The 17983-nt window shown below is 69.1% G+C and carries 12 protein-coding genes; 5 read left to right on the top strand and 7 right to left on the bottom strand.

Annotated features, from left to right (window positions below; genetic code table 11):
* Nucleotides 1-6: 6 nt before the first annotated feature.
* Complete coding sequence (locus ToN1_RS13270) at nt 7-2913, bottom strand: type VI secretion system Vgr family protein (RefSeq protein ID WP_210147807.1); 2907 nt, start codon at nt 2911-2913, stop codon at nt 7-9.
* A 349-nt stretch (nt 2914-3262) separates the two neighbouring features.
* Here ToN1_RS13270 and ToN1_RS13275 point away from each other — a divergent pair, with 349 nt between their 5' ends.
* The 5 genes from ToN1_RS13275 to ToN1_RS13295 all read left to right on the top strand — a co-directional run bounded on the left by ToN1_RS13275 (nt 3263) and on the right by ToN1_RS13295 (nt 9142).
* Entirely contained in the window at nt 3263-4255 is a 993-nt protein-coding gene (locus ToN1_RS13275) for an extracellular solute-binding protein (protein WP_169208678.1), read from the top strand.
* 201 nt (nt 4256-4456) lie between these two features.
* Nucleotides 4457-5428 (top strand): ABC transporter ATP-binding protein, encoded by a 972-nt coding sequence (locus ToN1_RS13280; protein ID WP_244860762.1) that lies wholly within the window; start codon nt 4457-4459, stop codon nt 5426-5428.
* Nucleotides 5425-6378: an ABC transporter permease gene (locus tag ToN1_RS13285; protein ID WP_169208677.1), complete on the top strand. Its 954-nt coding sequence runs from the start codon at nt 5425-5427 to the stop codon at nt 6376-6378. The genes ToN1_RS13280 and ToN1_RS13285 overlap by 4 nt, the downstream gene beginning before the upstream one ends.
* The gene (locus ToN1_RS13290) at nt 6375-7256 is read left to right on the top strand and encodes an ABC transporter permease subunit (RefSeq protein WP_169208676.1); all 882 of its coding nucleotides are present in this window, start codon (nt 6375-6377) and stop codon (nt 7254-7256) included. The genes ToN1_RS13285 and ToN1_RS13290 overlap by 4 nt, the downstream gene beginning before the upstream one ends.
* Before the next feature lie 5 nt (nt 7257-7261).
* On the top strand, nt 7262-9142 hold the full coding sequence (locus ToN1_RS13295; RefSeq protein ID WP_169208675.1) for an ATP-binding cassette domain-containing protein: 1881 nt from the start codon (nt 7262-7264) through the stop codon (nt 9140-9142).
* A gap of 37 nt (nt 9143-9179) precedes the next feature.
* Here ToN1_RS13295 and ToN1_RS13300 read toward each other — a convergent pair whose 3' ends face one another.
* From ToN1_RS13300 to ToN1_RS13325, 6 genes are all read right to left on the bottom strand, one after another.
* Nucleotides 9180-10283 (bottom strand): AI-2E family transporter, encoded by a 1104-nt coding sequence (locus ToN1_RS13300; RefSeq protein ID WP_169208674.1) that lies wholly within the window; start codon nt 10281-10283, stop codon nt 9180-9182.
* Between the two features lie 66 nt (nt 10284-10349).
* A complete protein-coding gene (locus ToN1_RS13305; protein ID WP_169208673.1) occupies nt 10350-11444 on the bottom strand; it encodes a metal-dependent hydrolase in 1095 nt (364 codons plus the stop codon).
* A 52-nt stretch (nt 11445-11496) separates the two neighbouring features.
* A complete protein-coding gene (locus ToN1_RS13310; RefSeq protein WP_169208672.1) occupies nt 11497-12777 on the bottom strand; it encodes an HlyD family type I secretion periplasmic adaptor subunit in 1281 nt (426 codons plus the stop codon).
* The gene (locus tag ToN1_RS13315; protein WP_169208671.1) at nt 12774-14480 is read right to left on the bottom strand and encodes a type I secretion system permease/ATPase; all 1707 of its coding nucleotides are present in this window, start codon (nt 14478-14480) and stop codon (nt 12774-12776) included. The genes ToN1_RS13310 and ToN1_RS13315 overlap by 4 nt, the downstream gene beginning before the upstream one ends.
* A gap of 100 nt (nt 14481-14580) precedes the next feature.
* Nucleotides 14581-16152 carry a calcium-binding protein gene (locus ToN1_RS13320; RefSeq protein WP_169208670.1) on the bottom strand — a complete coding sequence of 524 codons (1572 nt, stop codon included), beginning with the start codon at nt 16150-16152 and terminating at the stop codon, nt 14581-14583.
* Between the two features lie 177 nt (nt 16153-16329).
* Entirely contained in the window at nt 16330-17916 is a 1587-nt protein-coding gene (locus ToN1_RS13325; RefSeq protein ID WP_169208669.1) for a calcium-binding protein, read from the bottom strand.
* Nucleotides 17917-17983: the final 67 nt, after the last annotated feature.

Here is a 17983-nt window from a genome sequence, read left to right on the forward strand (position 1 = left end):
GATGAGCTATTTGCCCCAGAAGAGCCGGAGCTTTTCGGCTTTGCCGAATGTCAGACGAGCCGTCCGGCCTTGTGCGTCGGCAAGGCCGGCAAACAGGACATTCCCTTTGTCATCCTCGATGCGATAGGGCGCTCCGGCGATGGGCTCCTGCGTCACCTCGTCACGGATTACAAACTGTTCGTCAAAGAGATCCTTCGTTTTCGGAAAGGAGAGTCCGTCCGCGTCGGCACTCGCCGGCCCGGTCAAATTTTTCCTGCTCGCCTTGAGTGCGACCTTCCCGGGCGCATGCAGCTGGATGTTGCCGCCCTCGATCCTGAGATACGCCCCCTGTGCGGTGGCGAGGATGTGCTTCTTCGCGCTTGCCGACAGCGCGGCGGTGGTGCTGGCGACGGTCACCCGCTTGTCGGCGGCGGCGCTGAGCTTGCCGCTCTGGCTTTGCACGCTGACCCGCCCGCTGGCGGCATGCAGGTGGATGCCGGTTTCGGTGTTGGGTTTCTGCCCGCCCGGGGCCTTGCCGATGGTGAAGAGGGCGAGGCCATGCGCGATCGCCATGGCGTGATTGCCCTGGCTGACGAACTGGGCGTCGCCGGAGGCGGTGAGGAGGTTGTGCCCGGCGGCGAGGATGAGGTCTTGCGGGGTGAGCTGGGCGATGCCGGCGGGGGCGCTGTACTGGATGCGGGGGGCGGACCAGGCGGGGACGGTGCCGGTGCCGCCGCCGGCGGCGAGGAAGCTGCCGCGGCTCGAGGCGGCTTCGGTGCTTTGGCGTTCGGCGGTGCTGCGCAGGACGTCGAGGCCGCGATCGAGCGAGGTGGTGGCGGGGAGATTGTGCGGGGCGTCGTCGCCGCTCAGGCCCGCGTGGTGCTTGTGGGCAGTCGCGGCGAGGCCGTGGACGAGGTCGCGGGCTTCGTCCGTGCGATCGATCGCCTCGCGGCTGTCGAGGTGGGGGCCGCGCGCGCCGGGCTGCGCGTCGGCGCTGACGAGCAGTCCGCTGCCGGCGCGGGTGGCGAGCGCGGCGCGAGTGGCGAGTTCGGCGCCATGTCCGCGGCTGGCTTCGCGCGCGTTGCCGGTTTGGTGCTTGAGGTGGCCCAGTTGCAGGCGGGTGTCGTGGGCGGTGGTGGAGAGTTCGATGCGCGCTTCGGTCGGGGTGTCGTCGAAAACGAGCTGGTTATGGCCGCCCTGTCCGCTGCGACTGGCGGAGAGCTCCTGCGTCTTGAGGCCGGAGAGGCTGGCGCCGTGGGTGTGGGCGGGATCCGAGCGGCCGGCGAACCACGCGGGTGCGTTGGCGGTGGCGCGCTGGGTGCCGCCGGCGAGGCGGTTGCCTGCGGCGTCGGCGTTGCCTTGGCCGTTGTAAAGGCTGCCGATGACGATGGGGCGGTCGATGTTGCTGTTCTGGAAGGCGACGACTACTTCCTGGCCGGGACGCGGGACGAAGTGGCCGCCCCAGTCGGCGCCGGCCATGGGCGAGAGCACGCGCAGCCATACGCCGCGGGTGGCATTGGCGGGGGCGTTGTCGCTGCCGCTGGGGTGGGGCTGGCGGGCGGCCGAGCGTTCGCCGCGCTGCCAGTGGAATTGCACGCGGATGCGTTGATCGCGGTCGGTGTGGGTCGGGGTGGGTTCGCCGGTGGCGGCGCAGTCGCCGACGACGATGGCGGTGGTGGGGCCGCTGGCGGTGGGGCGCGGGTGGAGGGCGCGGCCGTGGCCGTCGCGCAGCAGCGGACGCCAGGGTAGGGCGGCGGGAACGCAGCGGAGGCGGTTGCGGTAGAAGTCGGCTGTGCCGCCTTCCGGGGCGGGGCTGCCCGCGATGCCGGGGAGTGTCGCGAGGTTGTTGCGCGCGCGGTGCGTGACGGCGGTGATGAGGAAGCGGCGCTGGTCCGCATCCGTGCCCGAGTGCCGTGCGTGGTCGCGCAGTTCGAAGGTGGTGCCGGGAGCGGCGCCGCGCACGGTGCCTTCACCGAGCATCTCGCGCTGGCGGGCGTCGATGGCTTCTCGCTGGCGCCGGATCATGCGTTCGCCGTCGGCTGCGGTCTGCCACGCGTAGGGGCCGGGGTCGTCGGTGGCAGCTGTGGCGGGCGCTGCGCCGTGGTGGGCGCTGTCGACAGCCTGGGGGCGCGTGGCGAGGCTGCGGTAGTCCCAGCTCGCGGCGCGCGTGGAGGCGGTGTCGAGGCGCGCGGTGGCGCTCCAGCGGTCGATGCTGTCTGCGGCGAGTGTTGCGCCCGCTTGGGTGAAGCGCACCCGCGGCTGCGGGCTGTCGCGGAAGGCGGCATTGTGGTCGGCGATGACGAGGGTATGAGTACCGAGCGCGGGGCCGCTGTCGGCCTGGTGCTCGAACCAGTAGAAGAGGCCCTCCTCGGCGAGCAGTCGCCGCAGGAAGGCGAGGTCGCTTTCGCGGTACTGGGTGGTCATGCCGCGCCGCGGGTAGGCTGCGGGATCGGCGAGCTCCCAGCGCCAGGCGGGGGCGAGCCGTCCCTGGCCCTGCCAGTCGCCGAGTAGTTCGTCGACGATCTCGACGACGCTCATGTCCTGGAAGAGGTAGCTGTCGCGGGTCTCGCCGAGGAAGCTCAGCCAGGGTTCGATCGTCAGCCGGTAGCGCGCGAAGCCGCCGTCGGCGCCGAGGCGGGCGGCATGCGTGATGTGGCCGTGGAAGGGGCGGGCCTCGGTGCGCGAGGCGGCGGTCAGGAGATCGACGCGTGCCGGCTGCCCGAGCAGGGCGGCCAGCGGCAGCCGGACGTCGGCGCTCAGGGCGGTGAGCTCGATGCGGAAGCCGGCATGTTCGGCGAGCGAGCCGAGCGCTTCGTCGATGGTGACCGTTTCGGCGAGCAGGACGTCGGGGCCGAGCGGCGTCGTCAGGGTGAGCAGGCGCGCGGTCTGACGCCAGCCGGCGCCGCCGGCGATGAGGTCGGGAATGCTGTGCATACGGAGTCAGGGACGCGCCGCGGCGAACAGGGGCAGCAGCAGCGTTTGTGCCTGGGTGCCGAAAAGCCCGTTAGCATAACGTAAATTAATGTCATCGGGATTGTCGTTAAGCGGGTCGCGGGGCGATGCGGTGGGCGTGGGAGCAGCTTCAGCCGCGAATCGGCGGCATCGCACGCGCCGCGGTTGCACGGAGCGAGCAAAACCCGGTCGAAGTTGGTGGCGGATGCCTGCTGCCGACCTCACGCGCGGCTGGCGTGCGCGTGGAGGGGCTGCGCTGCGAAGAATGTTGCCTACATCTTTCGGGTGTCTGTGCGCAATGACGGCAACGGGACTTGGTGCGAGGACGGCCATGCGACTGCACGGGTTTCTGGTGGCGCTGCTGGGCCTTGTGGGGGCCGGCCCGTTCGCGTCCGGGGCGGGCTCGGCCGATGCGAACGGCCTCAGCGTCTATAACTGGAACGATTACATCGCGCGCGACACGATCCCCGCCTTCGAGAAGGCGACCGTTATCGCGGTGAAGTACGACCTGTACGACAGCAACGCGACGCTGCAGGGCAAGCTGCTGACGGGGGCGAGCGGCTACGACGTCGTCTATCCCAGCGTCGAGTATGCGGGCCGGCAGATCCAGGCGGGCATCTTCCAGCCGCTCGACAAGGGGCGCCTGCCGAATCTCGCCAATCTCGATCCGGTAATCCTCAAGGCGGTCGAGCGCGCGGACCCCGGCAACCGTTTCGTGGTGCCTTACATGTGGTACACGACCGGGGTTGCGATCAATGTCGACAAGGTCGGGAAGGCGCTGGGCGGCAAGCTGCCGGACAACGCGTGGGACCTGCTCTTCGACCCGGCCGTGACCGCGCGCCTGAAGGGCTGCGGCATCGCGCTGATGGACGAGGCGAGCGACGTGATTCCGGCGGCGATGCTGTATGCGGGCGCCGAAACCGCGAAGATGGATCCGGCCGAAATCCGCGCCGCGCTGATCGCCGCGCGGCGGGCGGCCGAGTCGCACACCGGCGCGAAGGTGCGCTACCTGATCCCCGAGACCGGGGCGATGATGTCGGTGGACGTGATGGCGATTCCGCGCGACGCGCCGCACGTCGCCCACGCGCACGCATGGATCAACGCAATGCTCGATCCGCAGGTCGTCGCGCAGATCTCCAACGAGACCTACTACCTCAGCGCGAACAAGGCGGCGCTGCCGCTGACCTCGGCGGAGATCACCGGCAACCCGGCGATCAACGTGCCCGAGGCGCCCAAGGCGCGTCTGCACGCCAAGCCGGTGCTGACGCAGGAGGTTCAGCGCGAACTCACGCAGGCGCTGAACCGCTTCAAGACCGCGAAGTAACGCGGCCGGGCCGGGAGGCGCTCGTGGACCACAACGGCGACGGGGCGGCGGCGGGGAGGGCAAACCGGCGGGCCTACCTGCGCATCGAGGGCGTGACCAAGCGCTTCGACGAAATCCTCGCGGTCGATGAGGTGTCGCTGGAGATCGCCGAGCGCGAGATCTTCGCGCTGCTGGGCAGTTCCGGCTGCGGCAAGAGCACGCATGCTGCGCATGCTGGCGGGGCTGGAGACGCCCGACGCGGGGCGCATCGTGCTGGATGGCGAGGATCTCGCCGAGGTGCCGGTGTATCGACGCCCGACCAACATGATGTTCCAGTCCTACGCGCTCTTCCCGCACATGACGGTGGAGGCGAACGTCGCCTTCGGGCTGTGGCACCTGAGCCCGCGCCTCGCGCGTGCCGAGGTCGAGACGCGCGTCGCGGAGATGCAGGAGCTGGAGCTGGTGCAGATGCAGCGCTACGCGCGCAGGAAGCTGCACGAGCTTTCGGGCGGGCAGCAGCAGCGCGTGGCGCTCGCGCGCAGTCTCGCGAAGGAGCCCAAGCTGCTGTTGCTCGACGAGCCGCTCGCCGCGCTGGACAAGAAGATCCGCAAGCGCACGCAGCTCGCACTCGTGAACCTGATCGAGCGTGTCGGCGTGACCTGCATCCTCGTCACGCACGACCAGGAAGAGGCGATGACGATGGCCGGGCGGATCGGCGTGATGAATGAGGGGCGGCTGCTGCAGGTCGGCACGCCGGGCGAGATCTACGAGACCCCGGACTGCCGCTTCACGGCCGAGTTCATCGGCGAGACCAACCTGTTCCACGGGCGCGTTGCCGACGGGGCGCTCGCGTGTGCGGGGTTTCCCGCGGCGATCGTGCTGCCGCCCGATGCGGGCTTGGCGGAAGGGGACGAGGCCTGGGTCTCGGTGCGCCCCGAGCGCGTGACGCTGAGCCGCGCCGGTGCCGCATCCGGTGGCGTGCAGGCGGGCGCCGGCTGCAATGGTGCGACCGGCGAGGTCGCCGAGATCGCCTATCTCGGCAGCCATTCGGTGTATCACGTGCAGCTTGCGAACGGCCGCATCGTGATCGCGAGCGTGCCGTCCGTGCATTGGGGCGATTCCGCGCCGCCGACCTGGGGCGATGCGGTAGGCGTCGCGTGGTTCGCGCCCGACGGCGTGGTGCTGACGCGATGACACGGCGGCGCTTCGTCCTCGCGCGCGGGCGCTTCTGGACGGGGCTGCTGCCCTGGGCGTGGATGCTGCTCTTCTTCGCACTGCCCTTCGCGCTGATCGTGAAGGTCAGCCTGTCCACGCCCCAGCTCGCGATTCCGCCCTACGTGTCGCCCTTCGTCATGGAACCGGGCGAGATGCTGCCGCATTTCCGCCCGGACTTCGCGAGCTACCGCCGTCTGCACGACGAACTCCTCGCGCTCGGCACGCCCGGCGCGGACCTGCAGTACCTCTCCGCGTGGGGCGGCTCGCTGCTGCTGGCGGCGCTGACGACGCTGCTGTGCCTGCTGATCGGCTATCCCTTCGCCTACTACATCGCGCGCTCGCGCGAGGCCGCGCGCAACACGCTGCTGATGCTGGTGATGCTGCCGTTCTGGACCTCGTTCCTGCTGCGCGTGTATGCGTGGATGGTGCTGCTCGACAGCAGCGAGCTGGGGCTGATCAACCGCCTGCTGCTCGCCGCCGGCGTCATCGACGTGCCGCTGCAACTGCTCTACAACGCGGGCGCGGTGCTGGTCGGCATGGTCTACAGCTACCTGCCCTTCATGGTGTTGCCGCTCTACGCGAACCTCGTGAAGCTGGATCAACGCCTGCTCGAGGCAGCTGCCGACCTTGGCGCGCGGCCGTGGACGACCTTCCTGCGCGTGACCCTGCCGCTGTCGCGGCGCGGCATCGTCGCCGGTTCGATGCTGGTGTTCATCCCGGCGGTGGGCGAGTTCGTGATCCCGGATCTGCTGGGCGGCGGCAACGTGCTGATGATAGGCCGCAGGATTTGGGACGACTTCGGCCCCAACCAGGACTGGCCGATGGCGGCGGCCGTTGCGGTGACGATGGTGCTGGTGCTGATCGCGCCCATCGTGCTGCTGCACCGGCACGGCCGCGCCAATGGCGGCGACGGGGAGGAAGGGCGATGAGCGTGCGCTCCCGTCCCGGCGCGACGGCCTGGCTGTTGGCCGTATATGCCTTCCTGTACGTGCCCATCCTGTGCCTGATCGTGTTCTCCTTCACGGCCGGCGAGATCACGACGCAGCTCGACGGCTTCTCGCTGTGCTGGTACGCCGAACTCGCGCGCGACGAGGAGCTGATCGACGCGGTGCTGCTGTCGCTGCGTGTCGGTGCGCTGGCGGCGACGGCGGCGGTCGTCGTCGGCACCGTTGCCGCCTTGGTGCTCGCACGCTTCGGGCGCTATCCGGGCAGCACCGCCTTCGCCGCCATGACGACGGCGCCGATGGTGATGCCCGAGGTCGTCATCGGGCTGTCGCTGGTGCTGCTGTTCGCGCATCCGCTCTTCCCCTTCCTCGGCGGCCGTGGCGTCGTGGCGATCTGGGCCGCGCACACGACCTTGTGCACGGCCTATGTCAGCGTGCTGGTGCAGTCGCGTCTGCGCGAGATGGACCGCTCGCTGGAGGAGGCAGCGCTCGACCTCGGCTGTCCGCCCTTCAAGGTCTTCTTCGTGATCACCGTGCCGGTGATCGCGCCGGCGTTGCTGGCGGGGTGGCTGCTCGCGTTCACGCTGTCGATGGACGACTTCGTGCTCGCCGCGATGCTGTCCGACCCCGGCAGCACGACGTTGCCGGTGCTGGTGTTCGCGCGTCTGCACCACGGACTGAAGCCCGAGATCAATGCGCTCGCGACGGTCATCGTCGTGCTTGTGTCGCTCACCGTCGTCATCGCCAACCGCGCGATGCTGTCGGCGCAGAGGAGGCGCGCGGCGGCGCTGCGTCATGCGGCGGGAATTTCGCCGACGGCCGCGCCAACCGTTACACTTTCGATTCCCGACATGCGGAGGTGAGTGGATTGCGCGTTCCCGAAACCGTCGAGATCATCGACGAGCAGGATGACGAGAAGGCCGTCCAGGCGGCCGCCGCGGTCGAGGAGCATGTCGCCGATGAGCGCCCGGCCAGCCTGCCCGGGATGTACCGCGCGCTGTGGCAGCACGCGGAGGGCGTGCGCCACCTGATCTTCGGGGCCTTCGGCCTGCTGTTCGCCTCCCAGCTCTTCAAGCTCGCCGTGCCGTGGTTCGCCGGCAACGCGATCAACGCGATCCAGAAGGGCGGGCTCGGCGCGCTGTCGGACGCCGGGCGCTGGCTGATCCTCGTCTTCACGGCCATCGTGGCTACCTGGCTGCTGCACGGCCCCGGGCGCATCCTCGAGCGCAACGTCGCGCTGCGCGTGCGCGAACGCCTGTCGGCGCTGCTCGTCGGACGCCTGATGCGCGCGCCGCTGGCGTGGCACGAGCGCCACCACTCGGGCGAGATCACGCACCGGGTACAGCAAAGCACCAGCGCGCTGTACGACTTCGCGCAGAGCCAGTTCATCTACCTGCAGAACACCGTGCAGCTCATCGGCCCCATCGTCGCGCTGTGGCTGATCTCCACCCTGGTCGGCGGCGTCGCGGTGATCGGCTACGGGCTCATTGCGCTGCTGATCACGCGCTTCGACCGCGTGATGATGAAGATCGCCGTCGACACCAACCGCGCCGAGCGCGCCTGGTCGGCGACCCTGGTCGACGTGCTCGGCAACGTGCTGTCCGTGCTCGCGCTGCGCCGCGCCGAAGGCGTCGCGCGCCTGATCGCCGCGCGGCTGGAGGCGATGGCAGGGCCCCTGAAGCGCAGCATCGTCATCAACGAGGCGAAGTGGGCGTCGGTCGATCTCCTCGCGAGCCTGCTGTGGTGCATCCTCGTCGCCGTGTATGCCGCGCAGGCGGCCGGCCTGGTCGGTGCGGAAGCCGCGGCGGGGGTCGCGACCGGCATCGCGCTGGGCAAGGTCTTCATGGTGTACGAGTACTCGCAGCAGGCCGGTGGCGTGATCACCGCGATCGCCTCGCACTTCCAGTCGCTGTCGCGCCAGCGCGCGGACTTCGCCTCGGCGCAACCGGTGTTCGCGGCGCGCGAGGCGGCCGAGCCCGCGCGCTGCAGCGCCGAGGGCGAGCCGTGGCAGCGCATGACCGTGGCGGACCTGCGCTTCGCCCATGCCGGAGCCGAGCGCGCCGGCGCGGCGATCGACATCCCGCACCTGGAACTCGAACGCGGCCGTCGCTATGCGCTGGTCGGTCCCAGCGGCGCGGGCAAGAGCACGCTGCTGCGCCTGCTCGCGGGGCTCGACACCCCGGCCGACGCGACCGTGAGCTTCGACGCGATCCCCGCGCCCGAGGCCGCATCCATCCTGCGCGGCATCGCGACGCTGATCCCGCAGCAGGCCGAGATGTTCGACGGCACCGTCGCCGAGAACCTGCTGCTGGGCGGCACCGCCAATCCCGACGCGATCACCGCCGCGCTGAGCGCCAGCTGCGCGGATGCCTTCGTCGAAGGACTGCACGGCGGGCTCGCTGCGCGCGTTGTCGAAGGCGGCGCGAACTGGTCCGGCGGCCAGCGTCAGCGCCTCGCGCTCGCGCGCGGCGTGCTCGCGGCTGACGGAAGCTCCATCGTGCTGCTCGACGAGCCGAGCAGCGCGCTCGACCCGGAAACCGAGGCACGCGTGTATGAGGGCCTGTTCGCGCACTTCGCCGATGCGATCGTCGTGTCCTCGGTGCACCGCCTGCATCTTCTCGACCGCTTCGACCAGGTGATCCTCATGCAGGCCGGGCGCATCGAGGCGATGGGGTCGGCGTGGGAGCTCGCGCAGCGCTCGCCGCTTTTCCGCGAGATGCTCGCGGTGCAGGGCAGCGCGGGCGGGTGATGCCGCCGAGGCGGCTGCGCCGGGCAGCCCACCGCCGTCATCGCGATTCTTCGGATGCCCGCGCGTCGGCTTCTTGCTGCGCCACGGCCTCGAGCCGGGACTCCTCGATCCATTCGCGCCATACCGCCATCATGACCGCCAGGATGACCGGGCCGAGGAACAGTCCCACCAGCCCGAACGCCGCCAGGCCGCCCAGCACGCCGAACATCACGAGCAGGAAGGGAATGCGCGTCGCGTTGCTGATCACGAGCGGGCGCACCAGGTTGTCCACCCAGCTCACCGCCAGCGCTCCCCACAGCAGCAGGCCGATGCCGCCGACCATGTCGCCGTTGACCAGCATCCAGGCGCCAATCGAACCCCACACGATGGGCGCGCCGAAGGGGATCATCGCGATCAGCGCCGTGACCGCGCCGAGCAGCACCGGGGCCTGCAGGTCCGCCCACCAGTAGCCCAGCCCGGCGACGAAGCCTTGCGCCAGCGCGGTGGCGAGCAGCCCCCACACCACCGCCTTGGTCATGCCACCGACGGCGGCGAGGTAGGCGTCGATACGGCTGCCGAGAAAGCGCGACAGGACGCGGTGCACCTGCTGCAGCACCTGCTCGCCGTCGCGGTACAGGAAGAAGACCGTGATCAGCGCGAAGCCGAGCTTCGCCGCATTGCGCCCGACATCGCCGACGAGGGCGACGAGCTGGTCCGCACCCTGGCGGCCCCAGGCCGCGAGCTCCGTTCGCAGCGTTGCCGGATCGTTGCCGATCAGGTCGAGCTGGTCCTGCAGCCAGCCGCCCAGCCAGGGCAGCGTGCGGATCGCCTCGGGCAAGGTCAATGGTCCCTGCGTGAGCCGCTCGATCACCGCGGCGTAGGCCGTGCCGATCTCGCCGCGGAACAGTCCACCCAGCCACAGCGCCGGCAGGATGAAGGCCGCGCTCAGCAGCAGCGTCATGACCAGGGCGCTCGGCGTCGGGCGGCGGAGGGCTCGGCGCAGGCGTCGGTACAGCGGCCACGTGGCGTAGGCGATGATGACCGCCCACGCGACCGGCACGATGAAAAGCTGCAGCACGGCGTAGGCCAGCACCAGCAGCCCGCCGAGCAGGAAGCCGAGGATGACGCGGCGCACCAGCTTTTCGGCGACCTGGTCGATCATCTTGCCGGCCTTGCGCTGCGCGTATCCATGGTGGCGGTCCTTGAACTGGGGGGCTGAAGGGCCCGATCAGTGCATCACCCAGCGTCGTCCTTCCGCAGCGACCTTGTACAGCCGCCAGCCGTCGGCGCCGGGGGTGCCGCACAGGCCGTAGATGAAAGGCAGTTCGGCACGGCCGGGGATCTCGAAGCGCAGATCGCGGAAGCCCGCACACAGGCTGCCGGAGGCGTCCTGCTGTGCGTGGTCGAGCACCGGGAACATCGCGAACCAGCGGTAGAAGGCGAAGTTCTCCTTGCTCCACACCTCGCGCACGACGCGCTGCAGGTCGCCGTTGCCGAAGCGCGGGCGCGTCTCCCATTGTGCCAGCGCGACCGGACGGTAGGGGGCGGAGAAGCGGCGGATGAAGTTGTCGTCGGGGCCGGCGACGAGGATCTCGCTGCGGCGTGTGTTGAGGTGGGCGAAATGGTACTGCTCGCCGTCGAACACGATCGCGGTCCAGTTGAAGGGCGAGGCCGGGCGCGGCGCGGCGTCGACGTCGACGACGGGCACCTGGTTCGCCGCCGCCCAGGCGCGCGCGGCGGCGATCGCCTCGCCGCGGCCGACCGCGCCGACGCCGATCCAGGCGATGACGAGCGCGAGCGCGGTTGCCGCGGGGAGGCGGCTCGTGCGCCACAGCGCGCTGCCGGCAAGGCCAGCGACGAGCAGGCCGGTGATCACCAAGTCGATGATGAAGGTGGTGCCCCAGCCGAAGCGTTGGTCGGAGAAGGGGGCGAGGATCATCGTGCCGAACTGGGTGATGAGGTCGCCCGCGATGTGGATCAGGATGCCGGCGCAGGCGACGGCATAAAAGCCGCGCCAGTCCGTCCCCGGGCGGCTGCGCCGCGCGAGGCGGCCGAACAGCCAGGCGAGCAGCAGGCCCCATAGGGGCAGCAAGACGAGCGAGTGGGTGACGCCGCGGTGACCGCGCAGGTAGGCGAGTTCGGAGACGTAGCCGAGGACGAAGTCGAGGTCGGGAAAAGTGGCGGCTGCCGCACCGGCGGCGACGCTCTGCCACACCGGCAGGGGTGGGGTCGTTGCGGAGGGGAATGCGGCGGTGCCGGGACGCCGTGCGGCGAGCAGGCGGCCGGCGATCGCGCCGGACACGGCGTGGGTGAGTGTATCCATGCGCGATTGGAGGGGAAGCCGGGCGCTTCGTTCCCGCCGCGCCCGGATGCACTCAGCGTTCGCGGAAGGCGCGCATCATCGTGTCGGTGACCGGCTCGAGCAGGTATTCGAGCGCGGTGCGCGGCTTGGTGCGGATGAACACCTCGGCGGCCATGCCGGGCTGCAGTTGGGCGAGCGGCGAGTCGGCCTCCGCGGCGTCGGGGACGAGCTGGACGAGGTAGAAGGTCGCGCCGTCCTCGACCGTGAGCGCGTCCGGCGAGATGTAGCTGACCTTGCCCGGCAGCAGCGGCGTCGTGCGCTGCGGCAGCGCGGTGAGGCGGATGTCCGCGCCCTGCCCGATGTGCAGCTCCTTGATCGCATCGACATGTACGCGGCCTTCGAGGACGAGCGGGCCGGTGTCGGGGACGATCTCCATCAGCGTCGCGCGCGGGGCGATGGTGCCGCCCGCCGTATGCACGGCGAGGTTCAGCACGCGGCCAGCGACCGGCGCGCGGATGGTGAGGCGCTGCAGCAGGTCGGACGCGGGGCGCAGGCGGTCCTGCAGTTCCATGATGCGCGTCGTGCTGGCCTTGGCTTCCTCGGCCGCCTGGCGCACCAGGTCGCTGCGCAGCGTCACCGCGCGCAGGCGCAGTTCCTCGCGCTGGCTCTGCGCGTGGGCAATCTCGGAGCGGCGCTCCTCCTCGCGCGAGCGGTAGTCGGAGATCACGCGCTTCTGCGTCAGCAGCCGGGTGTTGGCGACGAATTTCTGGTCCTTCAGCGACGCGAGGCTGGCCATCTCCTCCTCGGCGGCGGCGGCGCCCATGCGCTCGGCTTCCATCTGCGCCTTGAGCGCCTCGACTTCGTCGCCGACGCTCTTCGCCTGGTTCTCCAGCAGTGCGATCTGCGCCGCGAGCGCGCGGCGGCGTTCCTCGAAGAGGGCCTGCTCGCGGCGCATCATCTCGGCGGCGACGGGCTCGTCCTTGCGCTGCAGCAGCGCCTGCGGGAATTTCGGGGTGCTGCCGGTCATCTCCGCTTCGAGGCGGGCGTGGCGGGCGAGTTCGGCGTCGAGCGCGGTGTGCGTGACCGAGTACAGCGCTTCGGCCTGCGCGTCGCGCAGCACGATCAGCGGCTGGCCCTGGGCGACGATGTCGCCGTCGCGCACGAGGATCTCGTTCACGATGCCGCCCTCGTTGTGCTGCACGGCCTTGCGGTTGGCGTCGACCTTGGCCTGCGCCATCATAATGACGGCGCCCTGCAGCGGCGCGAACGCGAGCCAGATGCCCAGGCCCACGAATGCGATGGCGATGATGAGCTGGCCGACGCGGATGAGGCGTTTCGTCTGGTCGATCATCATGCCCCCTGCGCGCGCGAGGGGGAGACGGGGGCGACCGGCGCAACGCGCTGCGGCGCGATGCGCGCGAGCAGTTCCTCGCGCGGTCCGTAGCCTTCGACGCGGCCTTCGCGCAGCACCAGCACGCGGTCGATGCAGTCGAGCAGGCTGGGCTTGTGCGTGACCATCACCACCGTCACGCCCTCATGCGTGATCTGGCGGATGCAGCGCACCAGGCTCGCCTCGCCGTCGGCGTCGAGGTTGGCGTTGGGTTCGTCGAGGATCACCAGCGCGGGTTCGTCGTACAGCGCGCGCGCGAGGCCGATGCGCTGCATCTGGCCGCCGGAGAGGATGTAGTCGTTCTGCCCGATGCGCGTGTCGTAGCCTTCGGGCAGGCGCAGGATCAGCTCGTGCACCTGCGCGCGCTGCGCGGCGGCGATGACGCGCTCGGCGTCGACGCTGCCGAGGCGGGCGATGTTCTCGGCGATGGTGCCGGGGAAGAGCTCGACGTCCTGCGGCAGGTAGCCGATGTGGCGGCCGTGGCCGCTGGCGACGAGCTGGCGCACGTCCGCGCCGTCGACGCGCACGGTGCCGTGCGTCGGCGCCCACACGCCGGCGAGCAGGCGCGCGAGGCTGGACTTGCCCGAGGCGCTGGGGCCGACGATCGCGAGGGACTGGCCGGCCGGGAGCTGGAAGCTCACCTGGCGCAGGATGGTCTGCATCGCGGTGCGGCCGGCGAGCGTGACGGCCTCGACCGAGAGTTCGCCGCGCGGTTCGGGCAGGCTGGTCGGTGCCGCGGCCTCGTCCTCGTCGAGGAAGGGCTTCATGCGCGCCCATGCGGCGCGTGCGAGCACGAAGTTGTTCCAGTTGCCGATGACGCTCTCGACCGGGGCGAGCGCGCGGCCGAGCAGGATGGTCGAGGCGATCATGATGCCGGGCGTGACGTGCTGGTCGATCACGAGCCACGCGCCGGTGCCCATCACCGCGACCTGGATGAGCTGACGCACGAAGCGCGACAGGCTGGTGACGCCGCTCATGGCGCCACTGGTGGCGAGGGAGCTGGCGATGACCTCGTCGTTGAGTGCATGCCAGCGTTCGACGAAGGGCACGGTCATGCCCATGGAGTTGAGCACGTCGGCGTTGGCCATGCCCTTGTCGATGTACTGGCCGGCGCGGCGCGCGCGGTCCTGCACCGCTTCGACCTTCTTGCGGTTCATGCGCTCGTTGAACAGTGCGAGCACGAGCAGCGCGAGCATGCCGGCGACGGCGACGATGCCCATCAGTGGGTGGAACAGGAAGATCAGGACGACGAAGATCACGCCCCACGGCGCGTCGAACAGCGAGATGATGCCGCTGCCGGTGAGGAAGCCGCGCAGCGTCGCGACGTCGCGCAGGCCGTGCAGGTTCTCGCGGCGCTGGATGTTGGAGGCGTTGCGGATCAGCGCGACCAGCACGCGCCGGCCCAGCGTGCGGTCGAGCAATGCGCCGGCCCGTTGCAGCAGCAGGCCGCGCAGGTAGTCGAGGGCGAGCGCCAGCAGCAGGGCGCCGGCGGTCGCGATGCTCAGCATCAGCAGGGTCTCGTCGCTGCGGCTGGCGAGCACGCGGTCGAAGACCTGCAACATGTAGAGCGAGGGGGCGAGCAGCGCGACGTTGATCGCGAGGCTGAACACGCCCGCGTTCATGAAGATGGAGCGGAAGGCGGAGACGAACTGCCGGGTTTCTGACATCACGGATGGGCGGCGAAGGAGCGCTGCGGCGAATCGAACATATTGGCATGAAAAAGGCTGCCCGGGGGCAGCCTTTCGTGGTCGCCGGCGTACTACCGCGTCAGGCGAACAGCGTGGTTTCGTCGATGAAGTTGCCACTGGAGGCGGTACTCACCGAACCCTTCACGACGGCGATCTGCACTGCGGCGCCAGCGCCGCTGCCGTCCGCATCGTAGTACAGCTTTCCGCCCTGCGTGTCGAAGATGAGGTAATCGTCTGTTTCGAGCGCAGCCGCTTTCGCGCCGACGACCACGTTCTCCGCGGTGATGCCGCCCGCGAGCGACCCGAATACCGTGGTGTCGAAGGCGAAGAAGTCCTCGGCGGCGTTGAAGTCGTTGATGGTGTCCTTGCCGCCGACGGCGAGGTTGTCGAACACGAAGACGTCGCTGCCGCCGCCGCCGTTGATCTTGTCGGCGCCTTCGCCGCCGTAGATCAGATCTGCGCCCGCGCCGGTCGTGATCGTGTCGTTGCCCGCGCCGCCGTCGATCCAGTTGTCGCCGTTGCCGGCGACGATCTTGTCGTTGCCGCTGCCTGCGAAGATGAAATCCGCGTGTGCGCCGGTGGTGATGTTGTCGTTGCCGGCACCCGATTCGACCCAGTTCACGCCGTCGCCGGCGTTGATCTTGTCGTTGCCTGCGCCGGTGTACACGTCGTCATTGCCGGCGCCGAGCGTGATCTGGGCGTTGCCCGACTCGTCGATGATGGTGTTGTCGCCGGAGTCGTCGCTGATCTTGTCATTGCCGGCGCCGCCGTCGATGTAGTCATCGCCTGTGCCACCCGTGAGCTGGTCGTTGCCGGCCCCGCCGAAGATCTCGTCGGCGCCTTCACCGCCGCTGACCTTGTCGTTGCCGGTGAAGGCGTCGAGGAAGTCGTTGCCCGCGGTGCCGGTGATGGTATCGTTGCCGGAGTACAGGCCGGCCGACAGACCCTCGAAGCCGCCGTTGGCGAGCGCGGCGCTTGTCGCTGACGCGTCGAGCTTCAGGCCGCTGGCGCTGCCTGCCGGAATCCAGGTGACGTTGCCGTTATCGACCAGGGTTCCCCACTCGACCCCGGTGATCTTGCCGGACAGCGACGGCGTGCCGCCGAGGACGTCGCCACCGATGCTGACGCTGCCCTTCAGCGTGACGTAGCTCCACTCGATGCCGACGGTGTTGGGGTCGTCGTCCTGCCAGCCCATGGTGATGGCGTTCAGCTTTCCCGATACCGTGCCGGCATCCACGTTCAACGTCATCGATCCGGCAAGGATGGTTGCCGCATAGTCATTGCCCATGACCAGCGACTTCATGGAGAAGTTGCTGACGTCGGTGATCTCGCCGAAGCTGTCGTACTGGATCTTCGCACTGCCCGAAATAGCCAGCCATGCTCCGTCCGGGGCATACAGGTCGAGGTCGGTGACGGTGGCGGAGGTCGCGCTCCAAGAAGACAGCGTGGCGTACAGTTCGGTGCCGTCCCACCAGGCTCCCCAGGAGTTGGCCGTCGGAAAGTCCCAGTCGTAGGGGGAATCGTAGAAGACGGTCGAGATCGAATCTGCGACCGACCAGGCGGCGTCGACCAGCTCAGTCGTGTAGCTCGCATAGTTGAAGCCGGCGCTGATCGTTGCCGAGGTGTCGCTGACGCTGCTGAAGCTTGCCATGGATTCCTGTCCTGTCTGGGAATGCAAAATGGTAACAATTCTATACAAATGAAATGACGATGAATGGGCCGCAAAGCCAAATTTTTCATGCCGTCCGCAAACGGTGCATGGGCCTGGGGGTAAACGGAAAGGGCTGCCCGCGGGCAGCCCTATCGCAACGACCGGGATGAGGCCGGATCAGGCGAACAGCGTCGCCTCAGCGATGAAATTGCCTGCGTCCAGGCCGGTCAGCGAGCCCTTCACGACCGCGATCTGCACCGCGGCGAATCCGGTGTCGCTACCGTCCGCGTCGTAATACAGCTTGCCGCCCTGGGTGTCGAAGATCAAGAAATCGTCGGCCTGCACGGCGGTTACCCGGTCGCCGATCACGACGTTGTCGGCTGCAATGCCGCCCGATAGCGAGGTGAACACGCTGGTATCGAAGGCGAGGAAGTCATCGGCCGCACTGAAGTCCTTGATGAGGTCCTTGCCGCCGACGGCGAGGTTGTCGAACACGAAGACGTCGCTGCCGCCGCCGCCGTTGATCTTGTCGGCCCCTTCGCCGCCGTAGATCACGTCAGCACCCGCGCCGGTGCGCAGCACGTCGTTGCCTGCGCCGCCTTCGACCCAATTCGCGCCGTCGCCTGCGACGACTTTGTCGTTGCCGCTGCCGGCGAGAATGAAGTCCGCGCCGGCCCCGGTCGCGATGTTGTCGTTGCCTGCGCCGGCGTCCACGTTGTTGTCGCCGTCGCCCGCGACAATCCTGTCGTTGCCCGCGCCCGTGGTGATGGTGTCTTTGCCCGCGCCGGTGGTGACGCGCGCGTTGCCCTCGGTGTCAATCACGGTGTTGTCGCCGGCCTCATCGACGATCTTGTCGTTGCCGGCGCCGCCGATGATGTGGTCGTTGCCGGCGCCGCCGAACAACTGGTCGTTGCCTGCGCCGCCATCGATGTGGTCGTCGCCTTCCTCGCCGAAGACCTTGTCGTTGCCGGTCGAGGCTTCGAGGAGGTCGTCACCGGCGGTGCCGTCGATCACGTCGCTGCCGGCGTACAGGCCGGCCATCAGCGAGTTGAAGCCGCCGGATTCGAGGCCGTTCAGCGTGCTTGCGGCGTCCATCTTCAGGCCGCTGAAGCTCGTGGTCGGGCTGAAGCCGAGCGGATTGCCATCGGCGTCGGTGCTCATCGTGCCCCATTCGAAGCCGGTGACCCGTCCGGTGAGCGTGCCGAGATCGGACGAGAAGGCATCACCCGTGAGCCTGACGCTGCCCCTGAGGGTCACGTACTGCCATTCGAGTGCCGGCGTGCCGGGATTGTCGGCGAGCCAGCTGAAGGTCATCGAGTTGAGCCTGCCCGACACGGCGCCGGTGTCGAGGCTCATGCGTCCGGTACCGTCGAGGATCTGGCCGATCTGGTCGTTGCCGAACATCATGCGCGTCACGCGCAGGCTGGAACTGGTGAGGTCGCCCATGGCGTTGACGGCGACGCGCCCCCCGCCCTGCAGCGAGAAGTACGAGCCGTCACCTGCGCCGAGATGCATGCCATCCATCGTGAACGAGCTGGAGCCGATCGCGCTGATGCCGATCTGCAGATGCGTGCCGTCAGCCCATTGGACCTGCATCGTTCCAACGCCGGGCGGCGTCATGGAGATCGGATCGGCAAATTGCATGGTGGTGGCCGCCTGGTCGATCGAAGTCATCGTCGACAGCAGCTCGCCAGCGTAGGCGGAAAACGTGAAGCCGGGATCGAGAACAGCCGCCGTGCTGTTCACATCAACAAATTTTGTCATTTTCGTTCCCCTTCGAAGTGGTTCGCCGGAAGGTCAATGTCCTCTTGAAGTATAGGATCCGTTAGGA

This window comes from Aromatoleum petrolei (assembly GCF_017894385.1).
Taxonomy (GTDB): domain Bacteria; phylum Pseudomonadota; class Gammaproteobacteria; order Burkholderiales; family Rhodocyclaceae; genus Aromatoleum; species Aromatoleum petrolei.

Coding starts and splice junctions, on each gene's coding strand:
- ToN1_RS13315 (WP_169208671.1), bottom strand. CDS start 14,480: ATGTCAGAAACCCGGCAGTTCGTCTCCGCCTTCCGCTCCATCTTCATG.
- ToN1_RS13300 (WP_169208674.1), bottom strand. CDS start 10,283: ATGATCGACCAGGTCGCCGAAAAGCTGGTGCGCCGCGTCATCCTCGGC.
- ToN1_RS13270 (WP_210147807.1), bottom strand. CDS start 2,913: ATGCACAGCATTCCCGACCTCATCGCCGGCGGCGCCGGCTGGCGTCAG.
- ToN1_RS13285 (WP_169208677.1), top strand. CDS start 5,425: ATGACACGGCGGCGCTTCGTCCTCGCGCGCGGGCGCTTCTGGACGGGG.
- ToN1_RS13275 (WP_169208678.1), top strand. CDS start 3,263: ATGCGACTGCACGGGTTTCTGGTGGCGCTGCTGGGCCTTGTGGGGGCC.
- ToN1_RS13290 (WP_169208676.1), top strand. CDS start 6,375: ATGAGCGTGCGCTCCCGTCCCGGCGCGACGGCCTGGCTGTTGGCCGTA.
- ToN1_RS13305 (WP_169208673.1), bottom strand. CDS start 11,444: ATGGATACACTCACCCACGCCGTGTCCGGCGCGATCGCCGGCCGCCTG.
- ToN1_RS13320 (WP_169208670.1), bottom strand. CDS start 16,152: ATGGCAAGCTTCAGCAGCGTCAGCGACACCTCGGCAACGATCAGCGCC.
- ToN1_RS13310 (WP_169208672.1), bottom strand. CDS start 12,777: ATGATGATCGACCAGACGAAACGCCTCATCCGCGTCGGCCAGCTCATC.
- ToN1_RS13280 (WP_244860762.1), top strand. CDS start 4,457: ATGCTGCGCATGCTGGCGGGGCTGGAGACGCCCGACGCGGGGCGCATC.
- ToN1_RS13325 (WP_169208669.1), bottom strand. CDS start 17,916: ATGACAAAATTTGTTGATGTGAACAGCACGGCGGCTGTTCTCGATCCC.